This is a genomic window from Devosia sp. (assembly GCF_039927955.1).
Taxonomy (GTDB): domain Bacteria; phylum Pseudomonadota; class Alphaproteobacteria; order Rhizobiales; family Devosiaceae; genus Devosia.
Map to the genome: position 1 here is coordinate 1 of NZ_JBDSUA010000030.1, position 20,755 is coordinate 20,755.

The 20,755-nt window shown below is 62.2% G+C and carries 19 protein-coding genes; 10 read left to right on the forward strand and 9 right to left on the reverse strand.

The annotated features are described in order from the left end of the window. Positions 1-305 precede the first annotated feature (305 nt). Positions 306-1,037 carry a SprT family zinc-dependent metalloprotease gene (locus ABIT12_RS08945; protein ID WP_348043449.1) on the forward strand — a complete coding sequence of 244 codons (732 nt, stop codon included), beginning with the start codon at positions 306-308 and terminating at the stop codon, positions 1,035-1,037. Here ABIT12_RS08945 and ABIT12_RS08950 read toward each other — a convergent pair. Together ABIT12_RS08950 and ABIT12_RS08955 are read right to left on the reverse strand one after the other, a co-directional pair. Beyond that, entirely contained in the window at positions 1,034-1,426 is a 393-nt protein-coding gene (locus ABIT12_RS08950) for a glyoxalase/bleomycin resistance/extradiol dioxygenase family protein (protein ID WP_348043451.1), read from the reverse strand. The two genes, ABIT12_RS08945 and ABIT12_RS08950, sit on opposite strands and share 4 nt — an antisense overlap. Next, positions 1,426-1,845, reverse strand: coding sequence for a hypothetical protein (locus ABIT12_RS08955; RefSeq protein WP_348043453.1), 420 nt, complete (start codon positions 1,843-1,845; stop codon positions 1,426-1,428). The genes ABIT12_RS08950 and ABIT12_RS08955 overlap by 1 nt, the downstream gene beginning before the upstream one ends. Before the next feature lie 100 nt (positions 1,846-1,945). Here ABIT12_RS08955 and ABIT12_RS08960 point away from each other — a divergent pair, with 100 nt between their 5' ends. After that, complete coding sequence (locus ABIT12_RS08960) at positions 1,946-2,566, forward strand: TetR/AcrR family transcriptional regulator (protein ID WP_348043455.1); 621 nt, start codon at positions 1,946-1,948, stop codon at positions 2,564-2,566. Between the two features lie 16 nt (positions 2,567-2,582). On the opposite strand, the gene ABIT12_RS08965 is transcribed toward ABIT12_RS08960, so the two are convergent. The 4 genes from ABIT12_RS08965 to dnaN form a co-directional block, all read right to left on the reverse strand. Continuing rightward, positions 2,583-4,997 carry a PBP1A family penicillin-binding protein gene (locus tag ABIT12_RS08965; protein WP_348043457.1) on the reverse strand — a complete coding sequence of 805 codons (2,415 nt, stop codon included), beginning with the start codon at positions 4,995-4,997 and terminating at the stop codon, positions 2,583-2,585. A 222-nt stretch (positions 4,998-5,219) separates the two neighbouring features. Beyond that, complete coding sequence (gyrB, locus tag ABIT12_RS08970) at positions 5,220-7,646, reverse strand: DNA topoisomerase (ATP-hydrolyzing) subunit B (RefSeq protein WP_348043459.1); 2,427 nt, start codon at positions 7,644-7,646, stop codon at positions 5,220-5,222. A gap of 98 nt (positions 7,647-7,744) precedes the next feature. Then, positions 7,745-8,869, reverse strand: a complete 1,125-nt coding sequence (gene recF, locus ABIT12_RS08975) for a DNA replication/repair protein RecF (RefSeq protein WP_348043461.1) — start codon at positions 8,867-8,869, stop codon at positions 7,745-7,747. A gap of 180 nt (positions 8,870-9,049) precedes the next feature. Continuing rightward, complete coding sequence (gene dnaN / locus ABIT12_RS08980; protein ID WP_348043463.1) at positions 9,050-10,171, reverse strand: DNA polymerase III subunit beta; 1,122 nt, start codon at positions 10,169-10,171, stop codon at positions 9,050-9,052. A gap of 218 nt (positions 10,172-10,389) precedes the next feature. On the opposite strand from dnaN, the gene ABIT12_RS08985 reads away from it, so the two are divergent. Then, positions 10,390-11,247, forward strand: a complete 858-nt coding sequence (locus ABIT12_RS08985; RefSeq protein ID WP_348043465.1) for an SDR family NAD(P)-dependent oxidoreductase — start codon at positions 10,390-10,392, stop codon at positions 11,245-11,247. A 3-nt stretch (positions 11,248-11,250) separates the two neighbouring features. Next, positions 11,251-11,943 carry an alpha/beta fold hydrolase gene (locus ABIT12_RS08990; protein WP_348043467.1) on the forward strand — a complete coding sequence of 231 codons (693 nt, stop codon included), beginning with the start codon at positions 11,251-11,253 and terminating at the stop codon, positions 11,941-11,943. Positions 11,944-12,111: 168 nt separating this feature from the next. Here the strand turns inward: ABIT12_RS08990 and dnaA are convergent, their stop codons facing one another. The 3 genes from dnaA to mutM form a co-directional block, all read right to left on the reverse strand. Continuing rightward, a complete protein-coding gene (dnaA, locus tag ABIT12_RS08995; RefSeq protein ID WP_348043469.1) occupies positions 12,112-13,548 on the reverse strand; it encodes a chromosomal replication initiator protein DnaA in 1,437 nt (478 codons plus the stop codon). Positions 13,549-14,444: 896 nt separating this feature from the next. Next, positions 14,445-14,711 (reverse strand): 30S ribosomal protein S20, encoded by a 267-nt coding sequence (rpsT, locus tag ABIT12_RS09000; RefSeq protein WP_348043471.1) that lies wholly within the window; start codon positions 14,709-14,711, stop codon positions 14,445-14,447. A 150-nt stretch (positions 14,712-14,861) separates the two neighbouring features. Then, positions 14,862-15,749 carry a bifunctional DNA-formamidopyrimidine glycosylase/DNA-(apurinic or apyrimidinic site) lyase gene (gene mutM / locus ABIT12_RS09005; protein ID WP_348043473.1) on the reverse strand — a complete coding sequence of 296 codons (888 nt, stop codon included), beginning with the start codon at positions 15,747-15,749 and terminating at the stop codon, positions 14,862-14,864. Positions 15,750-15,848: 99 nt separating this feature from the next. On the opposite strand from mutM, the gene ubiE reads away from it, so the two are divergent. The 6 genes from ubiE (at position 15,849) to ABIT12_RS09035 (ending at position 20,750) form a co-directional block, all read left to right on the forward strand. Then, the gene (gene ubiE / locus ABIT12_RS09010; RefSeq protein ID WP_348043475.1) at positions 15,849-16,613 is read left to right on the forward strand and encodes a bifunctional demethylmenaquinone methyltransferase/2-methoxy-6-polyprenyl-1,4-benzoquinol methylase UbiE; all 765 of its coding nucleotides are present in this window, start codon (positions 15,849-15,851) and stop codon (positions 16,611-16,613) included. A 10-nt stretch (positions 16,614-16,623) separates the two neighbouring features. Then, entirely contained in the window at positions 16,624-18,162 is a 1,539-nt protein-coding gene (gene ubiB / locus ABIT12_RS09015; RefSeq protein WP_348043477.1) for a 2-polyprenylphenol 6-hydroxylase, read from the forward strand. Between the two features lie 90 nt (positions 18,163-18,252). Then, the gene (locus ABIT12_RS09020) at positions 18,253-18,876 is read left to right on the forward strand and encodes a hypothetical protein (protein ID WP_348043479.1); all 624 of its coding nucleotides are present in this window, start codon (positions 18,253-18,255) and stop codon (positions 18,874-18,876) included. Continuing rightward, positions 18,876-19,337, forward strand: a complete 462-nt coding sequence (gene dut / locus ABIT12_RS09025; RefSeq protein WP_348043481.1) for a dUTP diphosphatase — start codon at positions 18,876-18,878, stop codon at positions 19,335-19,337. Before ABIT12_RS09020 ends, dut begins: the two co-directional genes overlap by 1 nt. Further along, positions 19,291-20,040 carry a DUF2259 domain-containing protein gene (locus tag ABIT12_RS09030; RefSeq protein ID WP_348043483.1) on the forward strand — a complete coding sequence of 250 codons (750 nt, stop codon included), beginning with the start codon at positions 19,291-19,293 and terminating at the stop codon, positions 20,038-20,040. Before dut ends, ABIT12_RS09030 begins: the two co-directional genes overlap by 47 nt. Then, a complete protein-coding gene (locus ABIT12_RS09035) occupies positions 20,037-20,750 on the forward strand; it encodes a molybdopterin-synthase adenylyltransferase MoeB (RefSeq protein WP_348043485.1) in 714 nt (237 codons plus the stop codon). Before ABIT12_RS09030 ends, ABIT12_RS09035 begins: the two co-directional genes overlap by 4 nt. Positions 20,751-20,755 lie beyond the last annotated feature (5 nt).

Genomic DNA, 20,755 nt, shown 5'->3' on the forward strand with positions numbered 1-20,755 from the left:
AGACTTGAAACCGCGCCTGATCAGATGCGCACCACCACACCGGGGACAATCCATCCCATCCTCCTGAGCAAATCACTTGCACAGCACAAGAATCCAAAAAGGATCGTAGGTAAACAGTTCCCCTTGATGGGGAGGTTGGGAGGGGGCGGGCGGCGCCATGATTTCAGAGTGATAAATCTGGGCCCTCACCCCCCCACCGTTGATCCCTCCCCACAAGCGGGAGGCTGGCGACTGAGACTGTTCGGCTCAAACCACTGACAAGCCGTGCTACCCTTCCCCCACGCGATTCTTCCATTAGGCCCAGATTGAAGCTGTTCTCCCGCACCAAGATCCCCGCCTCCACCGAGGTCAATATCGATGGCCGCATGGTCGCCGTCGCTGTGCGCACCCATGCGCGGGCGCGCAGCTATCGGCTATCGATCCCCCATAGCGGTGGCCCGGTGCTGACCCTGCCACCGCATGGCCGCTGGCCCGATGCCGAGGCGTTTCTGTTGCGCCAGACCAATTGGCTGGCCGCTCGCCTACCCCGCGCCGCTTCGCCGGTGTCGTTTGCGCCCGGCTCGACCATTCCATTGCGGGGCGTCGATCATCTGATCGTTGCCAGCGGCAAGGTGCGCGGCAAGGTCGAGATCGAAACTGATGACGAAGGCCCGATGCTGGTGGTGCCCGGTGATCCGGAACATCAGGCACGGCGGCTGACCGATTGGCTGAAGGCCGAGGCCGAGATCGATCTCAATCGACAAACCGCCATCCATGCCGCAACGCTGGGGGTCACCGTGCGATCGCTGAAGCTGCGCTCGCAGGCGACGCGCTGGGGCTCGTGTTCTTCGACCGGCAATCTCAATTTCAACTGGCGATTGATCTTGGCGCCCGAATTCGTGCTCGATTACGTCGCCGCCCACGAAATTGCCCATCTGGTGGAAATGAACCACTCTGCGGCCTTCTGGGCGACGGTGGGCAAGGCCCTGCCTGACAAGGATCGCGGCCGCGCCTGGCTCAAGGCCCACGGCCGCCAGTTGATGGCCTATGGCGTCTAGCGCTCGCTGAACAGCCACTGCACGCCAAACGCATCGATCAGCATGCCGAACTGCTTGCCCCAACCTTGTAACGCGAGCGGTACGGTAATCCGCCCACCCGCCGCGAGACGCCCGAACATCTCGGCCATAGCGGCCACATCGGCATATTCCAGCGTCACCGCACAGCCGCGCATCGGTTCGGCATCGTCATTGTCGGAGCAGTGCAACAGCACGCCCTGCCCTTCGAACCGGGCGTGCAGCACTTTGCCCCGTAGCGCTTGACTGCGCACGGCCATGCCATGGTCGCCGTAGCGTACCATGACCTTGCCTTCGCCCAGCCCGCAGCTTTGGTAAAACCCCATCGCCGCCTCGCAATTGGTCGTAAAAAACAGCGACAGGGACTGTTGCATCAGGCGACTGCCATCACGGCGGCGATCAAGCCTTCGCCGGTATATTGGATCCCCCCGATACCCCAGGCGCCATCCTCTGCATTGAGGATGTTGATCCAGGTATTTTCGGGGCGATGCGTCGGCACGCTGAGTTCGGCAACGATGGCGGTGGCCGTGGCGATGAAGCTCTGGCGCGCCTCCAGCGAAGCCAGCCCGATATTGGGCAGCTTGAGCTCAACCATCACCACCGGGCGGTTGCTCCCACCGGCATAGATCTGCTCGGGCGGCAGGATATGCACGGTTCCGCCGACGATGGCGGTGAAGAAGCTGTTTCCGGCAAGCCCGGAAACCTCGATCAGTGCCGCGATCAGGCGGGGCATGATTTCGCGCTCGCCGGCAGACGTTAATACGCCCCTGGGGGCAGTTACGGTGATTGGCATGTCATTTCCTGTTGATCGGTTGGCAACGGCCTTGTCGCGTTACATATCAATCGTTATGTTATGATCCATAACGGCGTCAATAGGTTTCGTAACGATCAGTATGGAAATTCCAGAAAAACGCGCCGGCCGCCCCCGCGCCTTCAATGCCGACACGGTGCTCGAAGCGGCAATGCTGCTGTTCTGGGAACATGGCTATGAGGCCACGTCGCTGGCGATGTTGCGCGACGCCATGGGGCTGACCCCGCCGCAGATCTACAATGCCTTCACTGACAAGGAGACCTTGTTCCGCAAGGCGCTGGAGCGCTACCATCAGACCGAAGTGAGCTTTGCCCTTGCAGCGCTCAACGCCGAGGTCTCGACCCGCGAGGCGATTGCCTTGCTGCTGACCGGCGCCGCCACTTCTTACACCAGGCCCGACAAGCCCGGCGGATGCCTGTTCATCAGCGGTGCGCTGGCCGCCTCGCCCCAGGCGCAGCAGGTGGCCGATACGCTCAAGGGCTATCGGCAGCGCAGTGAAACCGCAATCGCGGCGCGACTGGCCAAGGGTCAGGCGGATGGGGATTTGTCGATGCAGATTTCGGTGCCGACGCTGGCCAGATATATCCGCAGCGTCATGCACGGCATGTCGGTGCAGGCGCGGGAAGGGGCAACGTCGTTGGAGCTGGGTCAGCTCGCAGAACTGGCACTGCTGGCTATGCCCGAAAACAGTTCAGGCGGCTGAGCCGCCTGACCAGATTCTAACCACCAAAGATCAGATCCACCAGCGTGTGCTGGCTTTTTGGGCTCTGTTGCGGCGTTGGTTGGGCAGCGTTCGGATCATAGATCAGTTGATCGCCCTGATTTGCCGGTGGAATAATCGCCTGCCCGGTGGCCGGATCGATCTGGAAACCCTGCTGCACCGGCTGGCCGGTTGCGGGATCGACTGGTATTCCGGTCGCCGGATCGATCTGTGGAGCCGCTGTCGGCTGCACGATCTGTCCAGTGGTCGGATCGAGCTGCACCTGCACCGGCTGCCCGGTCAGCGGATCGACATACTGTACCTGCGGCTGCCCCGTCGCCGGGTCAATCGCCTGCTGGCCGGTAGCCGGATCGATGACCGGCTGGGCCACTGGCATATTGCTGGCGTCGTAGCCCGAAGGCAGGCCGATCGGTTTCAGCCCGGCATGCGCCTTGGCCATGAACTGCGTCCAGATCGCCGCCGGCACATTGCCGCCCGACAGCGTGGTCTTGGTCGCATCGTCATTACCCAGCCAGACCCCGGTGATCATGTGCTCGGAAAAGCCGACGAACAGCGCGTCCTTGGCCTGCTGCGAGGTGCCGGTCTTGCCGCCGAACTGCCAGCCCGGCAGATTGGCGCCCTTGCCGGTGCCCACTTCCACCACCTTGGTCAGCATGTCGTCCATTTCCGCCACGATCGGCGGCGCGATTACCCGGCCCGGGCCGGCGGTCGAGGCTTCATACAAAACCTTGCCATCGGTGGTTTCAATCTTGGTGATGACGCTGGGGATGACACCGATGCCACCATTGGCGAACGGCGCATAGGCCCCTGTCAGCTCCAGCAGCGACACTTCCTGCGTGCCCAGCGCGATCGAGGGTACTGCTTCGAGTGGCGAGCCAATGCCCAGGCGCATCGCCGTATCCACCACCACTTGCGGGGTAACGTCGATGGCCAAGCGGGCGGCAATGGTGTTGAGCGAATAGGCCAGACCCTGCCGCAACGTCACCGAGCCGGCATACTTGCCGCTGGCATTGTGCGGGCTCCAGCCCTCATAGGTGAACTGGGCGTCTTCGGCGACGGTATCAGGCGTATAGCCTTTTTCCATGGCTGCCAGATAAACGAACGGCTTGAAGGTCGAGCCGGGCTGGCGCTTGGCTGTCACCGCGCGATTATACTGGCTGCTCTGGTAGTCGACGCCGCCCACCATGGCTTGAATCGCGCCATCAGTGGTCATCGAGACCAGCGCGCCCTGGGTAAAGCCGCGCTTGGGGCCATCATTGGCCACCGCTTCCTTGACGATGAATTCGGCCTGCTTCTGCAAATCCCAGTTGATCGTGGTGGACACCACCACGTCCTGCTTGATGTCCCCAAGATAGGACTGCATCAGGCTTTCGACACAGTCGGCAACATAGGATTCAGAGCCCGCAACCTTGGTGCGCACCTTCTGGTTCGGATCAATCTGCGCTGCCTGGGCTTCGGCGGGCGAAATGTAGCCCTCCTCCGCCATGGCATTAAGCACCAGCTTCTGGCGCGCCGCCGTCGCCACCGGGTCTGATTTTGGATTGAGGCGCGAGGGCGCTTGCAGCGAACCGGCCAGCATCGCCGCTTCACCGAGCGACAGATTGCGCGCCGATTTGCCGAAATAGGTCTGCGCTGCGGCCTCGATGCCGGTGGCATTGTTGCCGAAGAACACGCGGTTCAAATACAGCTCAAGGATTTCGTCCTTGGAATAGGTCCGCTCCAGCCACACCGCCAGCAGCGCTTCCTGCACCTTGCGGGCCAGGCTTTGCTCGGGGGTCAGGAACAGGTTCTTGGCCAATTGCTGGGTAATGGTCGAGGCGCCTCGGGTGACCCGGCCGGCACGCAGGCTTTCCACCGCCACCGCGGCCAGACCATAGAGATCGACACCGAAATGCTCGTAAAAGCGCCGGTCTTCGATGGCGATCACAGCGGCGGGCACATAGGCCGGCAATTCGCGCAGCGTCGCTGCCTCGCCGCCGGTCTTGCCGCGATTGGAAATCAACTGCCCGTCGGCCGCCAGAATCCGGATATTTGGCGGCCGGTCCGGCACGGCCCAGGTATTGGACGACGGCAATTGCATGCCGAAATAGGCAATCACGCCACCCAGGGCGATGGTGCCCAACAGGCCAGCCATGAACAGCCAGTAGACGATAGAGACGATGAACCCGCCCAGGCCACGGCGCTTGCGCCGTTTGCCGTTTGCGACTTTCGCGGTGCCGCGTTTGACGGGTTTTTTCGACGCCGGCTTGCCGCCTGAGCGCTCATCATCTACGAAGCCGCCGACGGCGCTGCCCATGGTCGGTTCAACCCGCCCCTTGCCCCAGCCGGATGACTTGGCCTTGGCCGCAGGTTTGCCGCCGCGCTTGCCCGGCTGCGCGCCAACCCGGTCCTCAGGCGAAATACGAAATTCCATGCAATCCGTTCCGAAGCAAAGCGGCCTGCTCGTGCCGCTGCAGTGCCAGTATCAGGCCATCCCTAAACGTCTTTTTCAGGGCCGACGGCGCACCGTCTCATGGCCACCAGCATCAAGGCAAGCGAACGCCAGCCAATGTCCATACACCGACCGGCTTGTCCGTGCGAATTGTGGCCGGTTTATGGGGCAATTGTCGCCGACGGCGGCGCTGTTGCGCGGCTGCTACACGTCCAGATTGGAAACGCTGAGCGCATTGTCCTGGATGAAATCACGGCGCGGTTCGACCAGATCCCCCATCAGCGCGGTAAAGATCGCATCGGCTTCGTCGCTTTCGCGGATTTCCACCTTGAGCAGCGTGCGCACATTGGGATCGAGCGTGGTTTCCCACAACTGGCTTGGGTTCATTTCGCCCAGACCCTTGTAGCGCTGTAGCGATACGCCCTTGCGCCCGGCCTCGGTCACCGCCTTGAACAGTGATGCCGGCCCATGGATCTGGGTCGTATCGCCCTTGCGGCTCAGATGCGCCGGCCCACCGAACAGTTCATCGAGCCGAGGCGCGATCTGGCGCAGCTTGCGCGCATCGGCGCTGTTGAGCAGGCCCGGATCGATGCCGTGGGTTTCGGCCACGCCGCGCACGGTGCGGGTAAAGGCCAGTCCATCTTCATCAGTAATGACGCCCGACCAGCCGCGTTCCAGCTCGTCCGAAATCAGGTCCAGCCGCTCCGCAATCCGGTCCAGCGTTACCTGCGCCTTGCTCCGGTCCGACAGGCCATCCGGATCGAGCGCGCCAACGATGGCGGCCTGCTCGACCAGCGATCGGTTGTACCGAGTGTTCAAATTATCGATGGCGTTCACGATATCGCGTGCCTGCTGCAGGATTTGCAGCAGATCGGCGCCGGCATGGGTTGAACCGGAATGGGTGGTCAACACTGCGTCTTCCGTGCCGGTCGACAGCAGATAGTCTTCCAGCGCCCGCTCGTCCTTGAGATATTGTTCGGACTGGCCGCGCTTGATTTTATACAGCGGCGGCTGGGCGATATAGATATGACCGCGCTCGATCAACTCCGGCGTCTGCCGGTAAAAGAACGTCAGCAGCAGGGTGCGGATATGGGCGCCGTCCACGTCGGCGTCGGTCATGATGATGATCTTGTGGTAGCGCAGCTTGTCGGCGTTGAACTCCTCGCGGCCAATGCCGGTGCCCAGCGCCGTGATCAGTGTACCGACCTGCTCCGAGCTGATCATGCGATCGAACCGGGCGCGTTCGACGTTGAGGATCTTGCCACGCAGCGGCAGCACCGCCTGTACCGAGCGGTCGCGCCCTTGCTTGGCCGAGCCACCGGCGGAGTCACCCTCCACGATGAAGATTTCGGACTTGGCGGGATCGCGTTCCTGGCAGTCGGCAAGTTTGCCCGGCAGCGACGAGATTTCCAGCGCGCCCTTGCGGCGGGTGAGGTCACGCGCCTTGCGGGCCGCTTCGCGGGCCGAGGCAGCTTCGGCCACCTTGGCGGCAATGGCACGGGCTTCCTGGGGATGCTCCTCGAACCACTGGCCGAGCTTTTCGTTGACGACGTTTTCCACCACCGGCCGCACTTCGGACGAGACCAGCTTGTCCTTGGTCTGGCTGGAAAACTTCGGGTCCGGCACCTTGACCGACAGCACGCAGGTGAGGCCTTCGCGCGTATCGTCGCCAGTCAGCGTCACCTTTTCCTTTTTGGAAATGCCGGAGCTATCGGCATAACCGGTGACCTGCCGGGTGAGTGCGCCGCGCAGGCCGGCCAGATGGGTGCCGCCATCGCGCTGCGGGATATTGTTGGTAAAGCACAGGACATTTTCGTGGTAGCTGTCATTCCACTGCAGCGCCACCTCGACGGTGATACCGTCCTTTTCATGCAGGATGGTGATCGGCTTGCCGATGATCGGCGACTTGGACTTGTCCAGATAATTGACATAGGCCTCAAGCCCGCCTTCGTAGAACAGCTCGACATCGACCGGCTCCGGATGACGACGATCCGCCAGCAGGATGCGCACGCCGGAGTTCAGGAACGCCAGCTCGCGCATGCGATGCTCCAGCGTCTTGAAATCGAACTCAACCATGGTGAAGGTCTCGGTCGACGGGAAGAACGTCACTTCCGTGCCGGTGCGGCCTTCATAGGTGCCTGTCACTTCGAGCGGTTTGTCGGCGACACCGTGCGTGAACGATATCTCGTGGATATTGCCTTCGCGGCGGATCTTGAGCTTGAGCCAGGCGGATAGCGCGTTGACCACGGAAACGCCCACGCCATGCAGACCACCCGAGACCTTGTAGGAATTCTGGTCGAATTTGCCGCCGGCATGCAGCTGGGTCATGATGACCTCGGCCGCCGAAATGCCTTCGCCGGTGTGAATTCCGGTGGGCATGCCACGGCCATTGTCGGTGACCGAAACCGAGCCATCCGAATTCAGCGTCACCGTGACGCGATCGGCGTGGCCGGCCAGGGCCTCGTCGATGGAGTTATCGACCACCTCATAGACCATGTGGTGCAGGCCCGAACCGTCGTCGGTATCTCCGATATACATGCCCGGGCGCTTGCGCACAGCATCGAGCCCCTTGAGCACCTTGATGCTGTCGGCGCCATACTCTGCGGGATCGGGAATATTATCGTCGGTCATGTGGTTCCGAATCAGGCTCGTGAAGATGAAATAGTTCTAGTCGATAGAGGGTCTATCCCCAAGCAAAATGCCCGTTTCAGGCCGCTCGGCGGGGGATTTCAGCGGTCCGGGAACACCCGCCCGTCGCGCACCGTGATCCGTTGTGCGCGCGCCTCCAGAGCTTCGAACAGCAAGGGGTCGGTGCCGGTCAAAAAGCACTGGGTTCCCAGGCCGTCCAGCGCCACAAACAATGCCCGTCGCCGGTCCGGATCGAGGTGTGCGGCGATCTCATCCAGCAGCAGAAACGGGGTGATCCCGGTACGCTGTTTGACCAGCCTTGCATGGGCAAGGATCAGCCCGATCAGCAGTGCCTTCTGCTCGCCGGTCGAGCCCAAAGCCGCCGGCATGCCCTTTTGGGCATAGGTGACGTCCAGATCGACGCGGTGTGGTCCGGACGTGGTGCGTCCGGCGGCGCGATCAAGCCCGCGCGTGCCCGCCCACAGTTCCATCAGTTCCGCCTCCAGCGCCGAGGATGACACCGGCTCATGCCGATCCTCGAACAGCGGCGTCAGCGCCAGATGGGCGGCCGGAAAGCTGCCCTGCTCCAGGCTCTGCGCGATCAGGTCCTGCAAATGCGTCAGGCTGTCGGTGCGCGCCAGATGGATCGCCGCGGCCACCTCGGCCATCTGCACTTCGATGGCGTTGAGCCAGCGCGGATCGGCATTGTCCTCGAGCAGCCGATTGCGCTGGCGCATCACCTTGTCAAAATCGTTCACCGCCGCCGAATGGCCCGGAATCAGCGTCGTCACCAACCGGTCCAGAAACCGCCGCCGCTCGCTGCCCGGGCCGGAAAACAGCCCATCCATCGCCGGCGTCAGCCACAGCACCCGCAAGTAATCGCTCATCGCCTCGATCGAACGGGCATTGGCGCCGTTGATCCGCACCCGCCGGCCGGCATCGCCGGTTCCAGCGCCGGTGCCGATATCGGTCGGGCCCTCGCTGGTCTCGATCGTTGCCGCCACCGCCCACGGTCCGTCCGAGCCTTGCGCCTGCACCGTCTCGAACGCCGCCCGTCGCAGCCCGCGCCCCGGTGACAGCAGCGAAATGGCTTCGAGCAGATTGGTTTTGCCGGCGCCGTTCGGTCCGGTCAGCACCACGTGGCGCTCGTCCAGGTCGAGCGCTGCCGCGGTGTAATTGCGGAAGGCACTGAGGCGCAGGCGGGAGAGGTAACGGGAGGGGGTCATCTATTCCAACGTCCACCGGGTCTCCCCTCACCCCTTGAGGGAGAGGGTGGATCGGCCAGAGGCCGAGACGGGTGAGGGGTTATCTCAGTCAGCATCGACAGAGCAACCATCCTGGACCCCTCGTCCGCCCTTCGGGCACCTTCTCCCTCAAGGGGAGAAGGAAGAACCAGAGAACTGGCCTTAAACCCGCATCGGCATCAGCACATAGAGCGCCTTTGCCTCGCCGTCTTCGCGCACCAGCGTTGGCGAGCCAGCGTCGTTGAACAGGAAGATTGCATTGTCGGAGCGGATCTGCCCGACGATGTCGAGCAGATAGCGCGCGTTGAAGCCGATCTCGAAGCCATCGGTGTCGAACTCGACGGCCAGTTCTTCGGAGGCCGTACCGTGGTCGGGATTGGTGACCGACAGTTCAAGCTGCCCATCCTTGGCCGAGAGCTTGACCGCCTTGCCGCCGCGTTCCGAAGCAATGGTCGAAACGCGATCCACCGCCGTGGCAAAGGCCGCGCGATCGACGCTCATCGACTTGTCGTTGTTCTTGGGGGTGACGCGATCGTAATCGGGGAAGGTGCCCTCGATCAGCTTGGAGAGTAAAACTACACCGCCGAGCGAGAAGCGGATCTTGGTATCGCTGACTTCCACCGCCACGTCGCCATCGGCGCCATCGAGCAGCTTTTGCACTTCGCTGACGGTCTTTTTCGGCACGATAATGCCGGTCATGCCCTTGGCGCCCTTGGGCGCTTCGGTTTCCGCCCGGGCCATACGGTGACCGTCGGTGGCCACGGCGCGCAGCACCAGGCCTGAGCCGGAAACATCGATGGTGTGCAGATAAATACCGTTCAGGTAATAGCGCGTCTCCTCGTTGGATATCGCAAATTGCGTCCGCTCGATCAGTTCGCGCAGCGAGGCGGCCGGCAGCGAGAATTCATGGCTGAAACTGCCCGATTTCAAGTCGGGAAAGCTGTCGGGCGACAGGCATTGCAGATGAAAGCGCGAGCGCCCCGAGGTCAATAGCATCTGCTCGCTGCCATCGGTTTCGAGCCGTACTTCGGCCCCATCGCTGAGCTTGCGCACGATCTCGTACAGCGTATGCGCCGGCACCGTCGTGGTGCCTGCGGTTGACACCATTGCCGGAACGCTTTCGGTGACTTCGATATCGAGATCGGTGGCGCGCAGTTCCACGGTATCGCCGGTGGCCTTGAACAGCACGTTGGCCAGGATCGGATAGGTATTGCGCCGTTCGACCACCCGATGCACATGGCTCAGCGACTTGAGCAAATGATTGCGTTCGAGCGTAACTTTCATCGATCCGGTATCCTCACTGCACGCGCCGTAAACTGGCGTGGTCAAACCCGGCAAGCCGGGCGCAGACCATTGCAATTCAGGGACAAAAAGGCAAGGGCGCGCCGGGATTTGCCCCCGCCAAATAGCCAAAAAACCGTCGCGCGCGGCAAATAGCGCCGCCGCTGCATCCACAAGTGGTTTTGGCTACAATGCCCCCATCGATTCTAGGAAAAACCAACATGGCAGAAGCCTTCACTCAAAACGGTCTGGCCGTCATCACCGGAGGTGCCAGCGGCATCGGCCGCGCCGCCGCCCGGCAAGCCGCCAAGGCGGGCATGAAGATCGTGCTGGTCGACGTCAACGCGGCAAAACTGGCATTAACCGCTGCCGAACTGGCCGGTATGGTTGGTGTCGATAATGTGCTGATTTCGACCGCCGACGTCGCCGATCCGGCGCCAATGGTGGCTCTGGCGCAAACCGTCATCGCCCGTTTTGGTAGCCCAACGCTGTTGATGAACAACGCCGCCGCCTTCGTTTCGGGCGGGGCAGGCGGCATTCTCGATCCCATTGAAAACTGGCAGCGGCTGTTTGGTGTCAATGTGCTGGGGCCGGTCAATGGCGTGCAGGCGTTTCTGCCCGCCATGCTGGAAGCGGGCATGCCAGCCGTCATCGTCAATACCGGCTCCAAGCAGGGCCTGACCAACCCGCCGGGCAACCCGGCCTATAACACCTCCAAGGCGGCGGTGAATGCCTATACCCAAAACCTGGCGCGCGACCTGCGTGAGCGCCCCGGCTGTCGGGTCACGGCCCACCTGCTGATCCCCGGCTGGACCACGACTGGGGAGGCCGAACATCGCCAAGGCGCCTGGTTGCCCGAGCAGGTGATCGCCTTCATGGACGAAGCCATCGCCCGCGACGGCTTTTTCATCCTCTGCCCCGATGACGAGACCAGCACGACAACCGACCGCAAGCGCATCTACTGGAACGCCATGGATATCGTGCAGAACCGTCCGGCGCTGTCGCGCTGGCATCCCGACTACAAGGACGAGTTTGCCGCCTTCATGGCGCGGGACCTGCCGATCGATGACGGCGACTGAGCAATGACCCCGATCCTTCTGGTTCCCGGCCTGCTCTGCACCGCCGAAATCTTTGTTCCGCAGATCGTGGCGCTCTGGCCCTATGGGCCGGTGACGGTAGCGTCCACGCTCGAAGGCGAAACCATGGCGGCGATCGCCGCCAATATTCTGGCCGGTGCGCCGCCGCGCTTTGCCTTGGCCGGCATTTCCATGGGCGGCTATGTCTGCCTGGAAATCATGCGGCAGGCACCCGAGCGGGTGGTCAAGCTGGCGCTGCTCGATACGTCGGCCCGCCCCGATACCCCCGAACAGAGCCAGTTGCGGCGCGATCGAATGGCGCGTGCCCGCAGCGAGGACTTTGCGGCGCTACTGGCCGAAACCATGTCCATGAACCTGCATCCCGACCATCGCAATGACCCCGAACTGGGCGCTATCAGTCTGCGCGGCGGGCTGGCCGTGGGCGTCGAAGGCATGGCCCGACAGCAGAATGCCATCATCACCCGCATCGACTCGCGCCCCAGCCTTGGGGCGATCGCGGTGCCGACCACGGTGATTGTCGGGGATGCCGATCCGCTGACCCCGCCGGCGCTGGCGCAGGAAATGGCGGAAGCGATTGCCGGCGCGAAACTGGTGGTCATCGCCCATTGCGGGCATTTTTCGACCTGCGAGCAGCCGGAAGCGGTGAACCGGGCGCTAGTTGAGTGGATTAGCGACTAATCACCGGCCTCTCCTCGCCCCTTGAGGGAGAGGGACCGATTTTCTGCGTTCAGCAGAAAATCAGGGTGAGGGGTTCCCTCCGCAAACGCGAGGCAACAAGGGACCCTCATCCGCCCTTTGGGCACCTTCTCCCCCTGGGGGAGAAGGGCGAAAAAGTAAGCTAGAAAGCTATTCCTCGATCATGCGTTTCAGCAGTTCGATTTCCTGGCACAGCTCGCCGTCATCCTTCATCATCTGTTCGACTTTCCGAACCGAGTGCAGCACAGTGGTGTGATCGCGTCCACCAAAGCGGCGGCCAATTTCGGGGAGCGAGCGCGAGGTCAGGGCCTTGGCCAGGAACATGGCGATCTGGCGCGGGCGTACCACATCACGGCTGCGGCGGGCGGAGAGCAGCTCGTTGCGCGGCACCTTGTAGTGGCGCGACACGATGCGCAGGATGTCTTCGATGCGAACCCGGCGGGCTTCCTGCGAGCGGATCAGGTCGCCCAGCGTCTTCTCGGCCAGCGGAATAGTGATCATTTCGCCGGTCAGCTGATTGGCAGCAACCAGGCGGTTCACCGCTCCGTCGAGATCGCGGCCATGGCTGACCACGACCCGAGAGATATAATCGATCACCGGCGCCGGGAAGTGCATGCCATAGCGCGTTGCGGCCTGATCGGCGCGGCGCTGCACGATGGCGCGGCGCAGCTCGACGTCAAAGGCGGTAATCGGCACCACAAGGCCACCGGAAAGGCGCGAACGCACCCGTTCATCCAGCATTTCCAGATCCCGCGGCGGCGCGTCGCCCGCCACGACAACCTGCTTGGCGCCAGTCAACAGTGTACCCAGAGTATGGCCGAATTCGGTGGCCGACTTGCCCTGCAGGAACTGCATGTCGTCGATCAGCAGCAGGTCGACCTTGCGCAGCCATTCCTTGAAGGTCAGGGCCGACTGGCGCTGCACCGCAGTGATGAAATGGTACATGAAGTGGTCGGCGGTCAGATAAACGATATTCTTGCTCGGATCGGCCTGCGCGGTGGCATGGGCGATGGCGTTGAGCAGGTGCGATTTACCCAGGCCGACGGTGGCGTGGATATAGACCGGATTGAAACTGACACTGTCGTTGACAGCCGCATTGGCCACCTGTCGGGCGACGCCCAGCGCGATCTCATTGGGGCCGCCGGCCACGAAACTGTCAAATGTCATGCGCTGGTCAATGGCGCTGCCAGAAAGGGCGTCGCCCTTTTGCGCGCTGTTGTCGCGCACCAGTCGCGGCATGGCCGGAATGGTGGCAACGGCGACGGGCGCCTCCTGCACAAAAATTTCGGGCTGCGGGGCAATGCGCGGACGGGCCTGGCCATTGACGCGCAATGTCACCTGCAGGCGGCCGATCTGGGGCGCATCGAGCTGGATCGCTTCCAGAATCCGATCGGCGTAATTGGACTGCACCCACGAGCACAGGAAGCGGGTGGGTGCCGACAACAGGCACAGGTCATCGACCATTTCTTCGAGGTCGAGCCGGGCGAACCAGCTGGTGAACACATCCTCGCCCACCGCCACCTTGAGCCGGGCGCGGGCCCGGGTCCATAGGTCGCGTTCAGCTTCGGAAGGAGTGGATGTGGTCATCGCGGACAGTTCGCCTTTTGTGGTGGTCTGAGGTGTCGGTTGACTGGAATTGTCCCAATCGTCCCGTCCGGCGGTCGCCTGTCGCTTCATCGTCTGTGCCTCGTTTCAATTCGGCACAGACCCCGCAAAGTGTCCATGCCGTCGATCGCCGCCCTGCCCGGACGGCTCTGCCAATACTTCAACCCGCGCCCAAATGATGGGCGAGCGATCCCGTGGCGCGGCTGGGCCGCTGCCTGTCGTCCTGAATTTTGATCTGAACCCGGCCGAACCAGCCAGAAATTCTGTTACACGCCTACGCCAACCCGCCGCCGCAGAGCAGCGCCAAAACCGTCATGTTCAAAATGACATTGGCTGCCAAACCCAGAAGACGTCGCCGCCTTCACAGCCCTGATAATATGCCCCAATACGACCTTGAAAGCTCCGTCTGACGGGTCTAGCGCCGCCTTTTCTTGAGCTGACTTAGCCATATTAGAGTGGACCTTTTGGCCCCGCAACACGTGAATCGATGAAATAGGGGCTTGACTCTGCGAAGGCGAAAAACAGTTTCCAAGGCCCTCTCCCGGACCCCAAACCAAGCATCTGTGACTCAACGCAGAATCGTAAATTCGGGTTAAGCGGCGGAGAAATTTTTTCGTCAGATTATTCCGTTGCGCTGGTTCGGTTTTTATTCCGGCCCGGCGGAAATTACGCATAGGAAATCAGTCAAACGTTTGAAAAGACAAATGTATTTTATAGCCGATCGCCAGCTACCGGTATTTTTGACGGTGTCACTGCAACGTCACAGATTCCAGCTACCGTCGCATTTTTTGTGGCCTGGTCCAGGCAATAAAAAAGGGCTCCACAAGGAGCCCTGTCTCACGCCAGTCCATCTCGGACCGGACAGTCAATGGTATCTGTTAGACAGCCAGCGCCTTGACGCGGCCATTGAGGCGCGAAACCTTGCGCGATGCCAGATTGGCATGAACGATGCCCTTGCCAGCAGCACGGTGGATTTCTGGCTCTGCAGCCTTCAGCGCTGCCATGGCAACCTTGTGATCGCCAGCCACGATCGCTTCCTCAACCTTGCGGATGAAGGTGCGGATGCGCGAACGGCGCGACTTGTTGACCGCGGTGCGGGCTTCGATCTTGCGGGTCGCCTTTTTGGCGGAAGCGGTATTGGCCATGATGGTCCTCTTGGCGCGTCATCCGGCAGTCAGCGCGCCCAAGGCGTCACCAGCGTCCGGTATCAAAATGAAATCGGCGGCACATCGATAGCCGCCAAGTTGGGCGGTCTATACTAGCGCGCCCCCGGCCCGTCAACAGGAAACAGGGCATCATGGCTTCTTCTGGCATACCGGGCAAAAGAAGGTCGAGCGGCCCGATTGCACGATCCGCTCGACAGTGCCGGTGCACATCGGGGTAGGGCAGGGCTCCCCCTCCCGGTCATAGACGGCAAAGCGATGCTGGAAATAGCCCGAGCCACCTTCCGCATTGCGAAAATCCCGCAGCGTCGAGCCACCCACTTCAATGGCTTCAAGCAACACCTGGCGCACGGCGCTGGCCAGGTCTTCAAGCATGATCTTCGGCTTGCCCTTGGCGGTTACCAGCGCGCCGGCATGCGCGGTGGGCAGGATGTGCGAGCGATGCAACGCCTCGGCCACATAGATATTGCCCAGCCCCGCCACCACCCGCTGATCCAGCAGCGCCGCCTTGATCGGGGCTTTCTTGCCAACAAATTTTTGCGCCATTTCCGCGGCGTTGAAATTATTGCCCAGCGGCTCCGGCCCCAATCCGGTCAGATAGGGGCTATTTTCCGCCCTGTCATAAAGATCGACAAATCCGAACCGGCGTGGATCGGCGTAGATCAGGTGCAGGTGCCCATGCTCTGGATGGGTGATGTCCCACACCATATGGTCATGCTTTGGGGTGGGCTCGATCTCATAATAGCGCGGCGGCTTGTCCAGCTTGCGCTCGGCAAAGCGATAGCTGCCGGTCATGCCCAGATGGCTGAGCACAGTCTGGCCGCTCGACAGCTCGATCAGCAGATACTTCGCGCGCCGGCCCACGGAAACCACCGTCTGCCCCTCAAGCGCCTCGGCAAAGCCCTTGGGGAACGGAAACCGCAGATTAGCCCGGTTGAGGGTCACTTTGTCGATGCGCGCGCCCTTCAGATACGGCTCGAGGCCCCGGCGGACGGTTTCGACTTCGGGCAGTTCCGGCATACGCAAATAACCCTTCACCCTGTGCGGCTTTGCGCCATGGCAAAGCCGATGCTGCTTCGCTATGGTGCGGCAAATCAAAATCGCACGAGACTCAATGCCATGACCGAGGCCCGCGAGACCACCCATTTCGGCGAACAGCAAGTGCCACTCGACGAGAAGCAGGGCCTGGTCAATGCCGTATTCCACGGCGTAGCCGACCGCTATGACCTGATGAACGATTTGATGAGCGGCGGCATCCATCGCGTCTGGAAGGACGCCATGGTCGCCGATCTGTCCCCGCCCAAGCAGGGAACGCGGCCGTATCGCGTGCTGGATATGGCTGGCGGTACCGGCGATGTCGCCGAACGCATCATCAATGCCTCGGTCGGCTATGCCGAAGTCGTGGTCTCCGACATCAATTCGGACATGCTGCGCGTCGGTGCCGAACGGGCGAAGTCCTGGCGCTTTCCGGCCCAGGCCAGTTTTGTCGAGGCCAATGCTGAAGAGCTGCCCTTCGCCGACAAGTCCTTTGACGCCTATACCATCGCCTTTGGCATCCGCAACGTGCCGCGCATCCAGAAGGCGTTGGGCGAAGCGCACCGTGTGTTGAAGCGCGGCGGCCGCCTGCTGGTACTCGAATTTTCTCATGTCGATGTGCCGGGGCTGGACAGCTTTTACACGACGTTTTCCGATCGGGTCATCCCGCCCATGGGCAAGATGGTCACCGGCGATGGCCAACCCTATCAATATCTGGTGGAATCGATCCGCAAGTTCCCGACCCCACCGGCCTTTACCGGCATGATTTCTGAGGCCGGCTTCAAGCGGGTCACCCACACCGCCTATTCCGGCAATATCGCGGCGCTGTTCAGCGCCTGGAAAATGTAAGGGTCTGCTCTTGGGCCTCTCCGCCTATTTCCGTCTGCTGCGCGCCGGCTATGTGCTGTCGCGCGAAGGCGCGTTCTCCATTATCGAGGCCAAGGACCTGCCGGCGCCGCTGCGGTTGGGCATCGCCACCGCGCGGCTGATCGAACGTCCCTCGGTGCGCCGCACCGGTCGCGTCGAACGGCTGACCCGGGCGCTCAACCGGCTTGGCCCCACCTATGTTAAATTTGGCCAGACTCTGGCCACGCGTCCCGACATTGTCGGCGCCGATATTGCCGAGGATCTGTCATCGCTGCAGGACCGGATGGACCCGTTCGATCCGGCCTCGGTCCCGGGTATTCTGAGCGAAGCACTTGGTGCCAAGGCGCTGGAGCTGACCGAGCTATCGCCGCCGGTCGCCGCCGCCTCCATTGCGCAGGTGCATCAGGCCCTGCTGGTCGCGCCGGGCACGATGCCCAAAAAGGTCGCCGTCAAAATCCTGCGCCCCGGCGTGGCCGGGCGGTTCATGGCCGATATCGAAAGCTATTATGCGGGCGCAAGGCTGGCGGAAAAACTGGTCCGCTCCACCCGCCGCCTCAGGCCAACGCAGATTGTGGCGACGTTGGATCGCTCGGCCCGGCTCGAACTCGACCTGCGGCTTGAAGGCGCCTCGATTTCCGAGTTCGCAGAGAACATCAAACATGACACCGGCTTCGTCATCCCCGACGTGCATTGGGACCAGACCGCGCAGAATATTTTGACCACCACCTGGATCGACGGCATCCCGATCCGCGATCTGGCGGCGCTTGATGCTGCCGGCATGGACCGCAAGGCGCTGGCCACCTCCCTGCTACAGAATTTTCTCAAGCACGCCATCCGCGATGGCTTCTTCCACGCCGATCTGCACCCGGGCAATCTGTTCGCCGATCCGAAAACCGGCTCGCTCGTGGCCGTCGATTTCGGCATCATGGGCCGCATCAACAAGGCCGAGCGGCGGTTCCTCGCCGATACGGTCTTCGGCTTCATTTCCCGCGACTATCGCCTGGTCGCACAGCGCCATTTCGACATCGGCTATGTCCCGGCCGATCAGTCGATCGAGGATTTCGCGCTCGCCATCCGCTCGATTGGCGAGCCGCTGCATGGCCGCGTCGCCAGCGATATCTCGATGGCCAATGTGCTGGGGCAGCTGTTTGCCATCACCGATCTGTTCGGAATGCAGACCAGGCCCGAACTGGTGCTGCTGCAAAAATCCATGGTGCTGGTCGAAGGGGTTGCCCGTGCACTCGATCCGGATCTGGATATCTGGACCATTGCCGAACCCGTTGTCGGCGATTGGCTGCGCCGCGAGGAAGGCCCCATCGGCAAGCTCGAAGACCTCAAGTCCGGGCTGGCAACCCTGGCTGACACCGTCCGCCGCATCCCCGTCATCGTCACCCAGGCAGAGGCGGCGCTGGCCGACTATCATGCGGAAAAGCACCGCCGTTCGGCAATAGCGCCGTGGATGGTCTATTCCCTGTTCTGGCTGCTGGCGGTGCTGGCGGTGGCGGCGATCTGGCGGCTGGTCACGCTTTAGTGTCGCCGCACCCGCCTTGTGGCGCATCCGGCCCGGATTTAGATTGCCGCCGCTTGGCTGGCTCAGCCTGACCGTATTGGACGCGCAGCAATGATACTTCCGGCCTTTGCAAAACTTCCGATCTTCGCCGGATTGCTGGTGCTGCTCGCTGGCTGCGTCGATGCCGATCTCGACGTCAAACTGACCAGCACCACCACCGCCAGCGCCACGCTGATCCAGGTGATGAACGCGCAGTTCTATTCCATGATCAAGCCGCCCGCGACCAAGATTGATCCGAGCGGGCAAACGGAGCAGGGCCCGGAAATCCAGCATTTCTGTGCCGATGGGACGCTCACGCAAAGCACCGACGGTTCGGCCACCTGCCTGATCACCGCATCGGGGCCGTTTGCCGGCCTGGCGCTGGGCAAGCATCAGAAATTGCTCAGTTTTGCCCCGGCTGGCGCTGGCCTCGTCCGTGTCGCGTTCGACACCGGCGGCCTGCTCGCGGAAACCGGCGCCAGCTTTGCCCATGACGAAGAAACCGAGCAGATGAATCAATCTGTGTTCAGCGGCCACACACTGACGCTGCATTTTTCCGGGCTCGAGGTCATCGACACCAACATGACATTGTCTGATGATAAGACTTCTGCTGTACAAGCCATTCAGTTCCTTGAAATTATCAACGGAACTGCCAAGCTCCCCAAACAATTGTTTGCGGTTATCAGGGTCAAATAATGCCGGGTCTTCCCGTTCCGATCAGTTTTGCTCGTCTGCCGCATGGACAGGGGCTGGAAGCGCCACGCCAGCACACGGCTGGTGCTGCCGGTGTTGATCTGTCGGCGGCGCTCGAAACTGGGGCGGAACTGGTTATTTTGCCGGGCACCAGCGCCATGGTCGGCATAGGCTTTGCCATTGCCCTGCCGCAGGGCTACGAGGCGCAGGTGCGGCCGCGCTCCGGTCTTGCCGCCAAATTTGGGGTCACGGTGCTCAATGCGCCGGGCACTGTCGACGCGGATTATCGCGGCGAAATTAAAGTCATTTTGATCAATCACGGCTCGGCGCCCTTTTCGGTGCGTCGTGGCGATCGTATCGCCCAAATGGTGGTTGCACCGGTTTGCGCCGTAACCTTTTTGGAAACGGAGACGCTGGATGAAACCGAACGCGGCACTAAAGGCCATGGCTCGACTGGCCGTTAGCCTGGGGCTGGTTGCCGCTTCGGCCATGCCAGCCTGGGCCGGCGATCGCGCCCAGTTCGGGGCCATCGGCTACGATGAAGGCGGCCACTATCTGGCCTTCGAGGAATTCGGCATCGGCGACGGCTCGGGCCTGCCCTATTCCAATATCTATGTCGTCGATCTGCAAAAGGACTCCTGGGTGCTGGGCACGCCGATCAAGGTGCAGGCGGTCGATGAAAGCGAAACCCTGCTCGGCATCCGCGCCAAGAGCTTGGGCAAAGTGCAGACACAGTTGAGCGAGTTGGGCATCAACGCACCGGCGGAACTGATCGCCCAGATCGGCGATGGCCTGGTCGGCAACGACGGCGCCAACCTGCGTTTTGGGCTGCCGTCCTACACCACACCTGGGGCCATTATCGGCGATTATGGCCTGAAACTGACGAGCTTCGAGGCCACCGCCAGCGTGCCCTGCGCCGACTGGTTCGGCACGGCCGGCCTCGGCTACAAACTCCTGCTGACCGGCGATGGCGCCGATCGCGTCATCCATCTCGATGACAAGCTGCCCCGCTCGCGCGGCTGCCCCATGGCGTACCGGCTGTATGGGGTATTGCTGCCGCCCGATAGCGACAGCGTCAAAAGCGCAGTAGCCATTGTCTCGGTCTATACCAATGGCTTTGAAGGCCCGGACCGGCGCTTCCTTGCCATACCTCTGGCAGCGCAGTGATTTTCACGCCCGACGAAACCCGCCGCTATGCCCGCCATCTGGTGCTCAAGGGCATGGGCGGACCGGGGCAACAGGCGCTCAAGGCCGCCAAGGTGCTTGTGGTTGGAGCCGGTGGGCTGGGCAGTCCCGTCATCGCCTATCTGACCGCCGCCGGCATCGGCACTTTAGGTATCGTCGACAATGACACGGTATCGCTGTCCAACCTGCAGCGGCAGGTGCTGCACACGGTCGGGGGCATTGGCTCCGGCAAGGTGCAAAGCGCCGCCAATTTTGCTGCCGCGCTTAATCCCCATGTCACGGTGACGTCCCACGCCGTCCGCTTCGAACCCGACAACGCGACGGGTCTGATTGCCGATTATGATCTGGTAATCGACGGCACCGACAACTTTGCCACCCGGCTCAGCATCGCCACGGCCTGCGAGGCAGCCGGCAAGCCGCTGATCTCGGGCGCCGTCTCGATGTATGATGGGCAATTGACGGTCTTTTTGCCGGACGGTCCGCGCTTTGCTGATCTCTACCCGGCCAGCCCCGACGATGCCGATCTGCCAAGCTGTGAGGCGACCGGTGTGCTCGGTCCGCTCACCGGCATCATCGGCACCCTGATGGCGATGGAGGCAATCAAGCTGATCACCGGCATCGGCACGCCCTTGGTAGGGCGCTTGCTGATGTATGACGGCCGCGACGCCCGGTTTACCGAACTGACCTATTAGCGAGC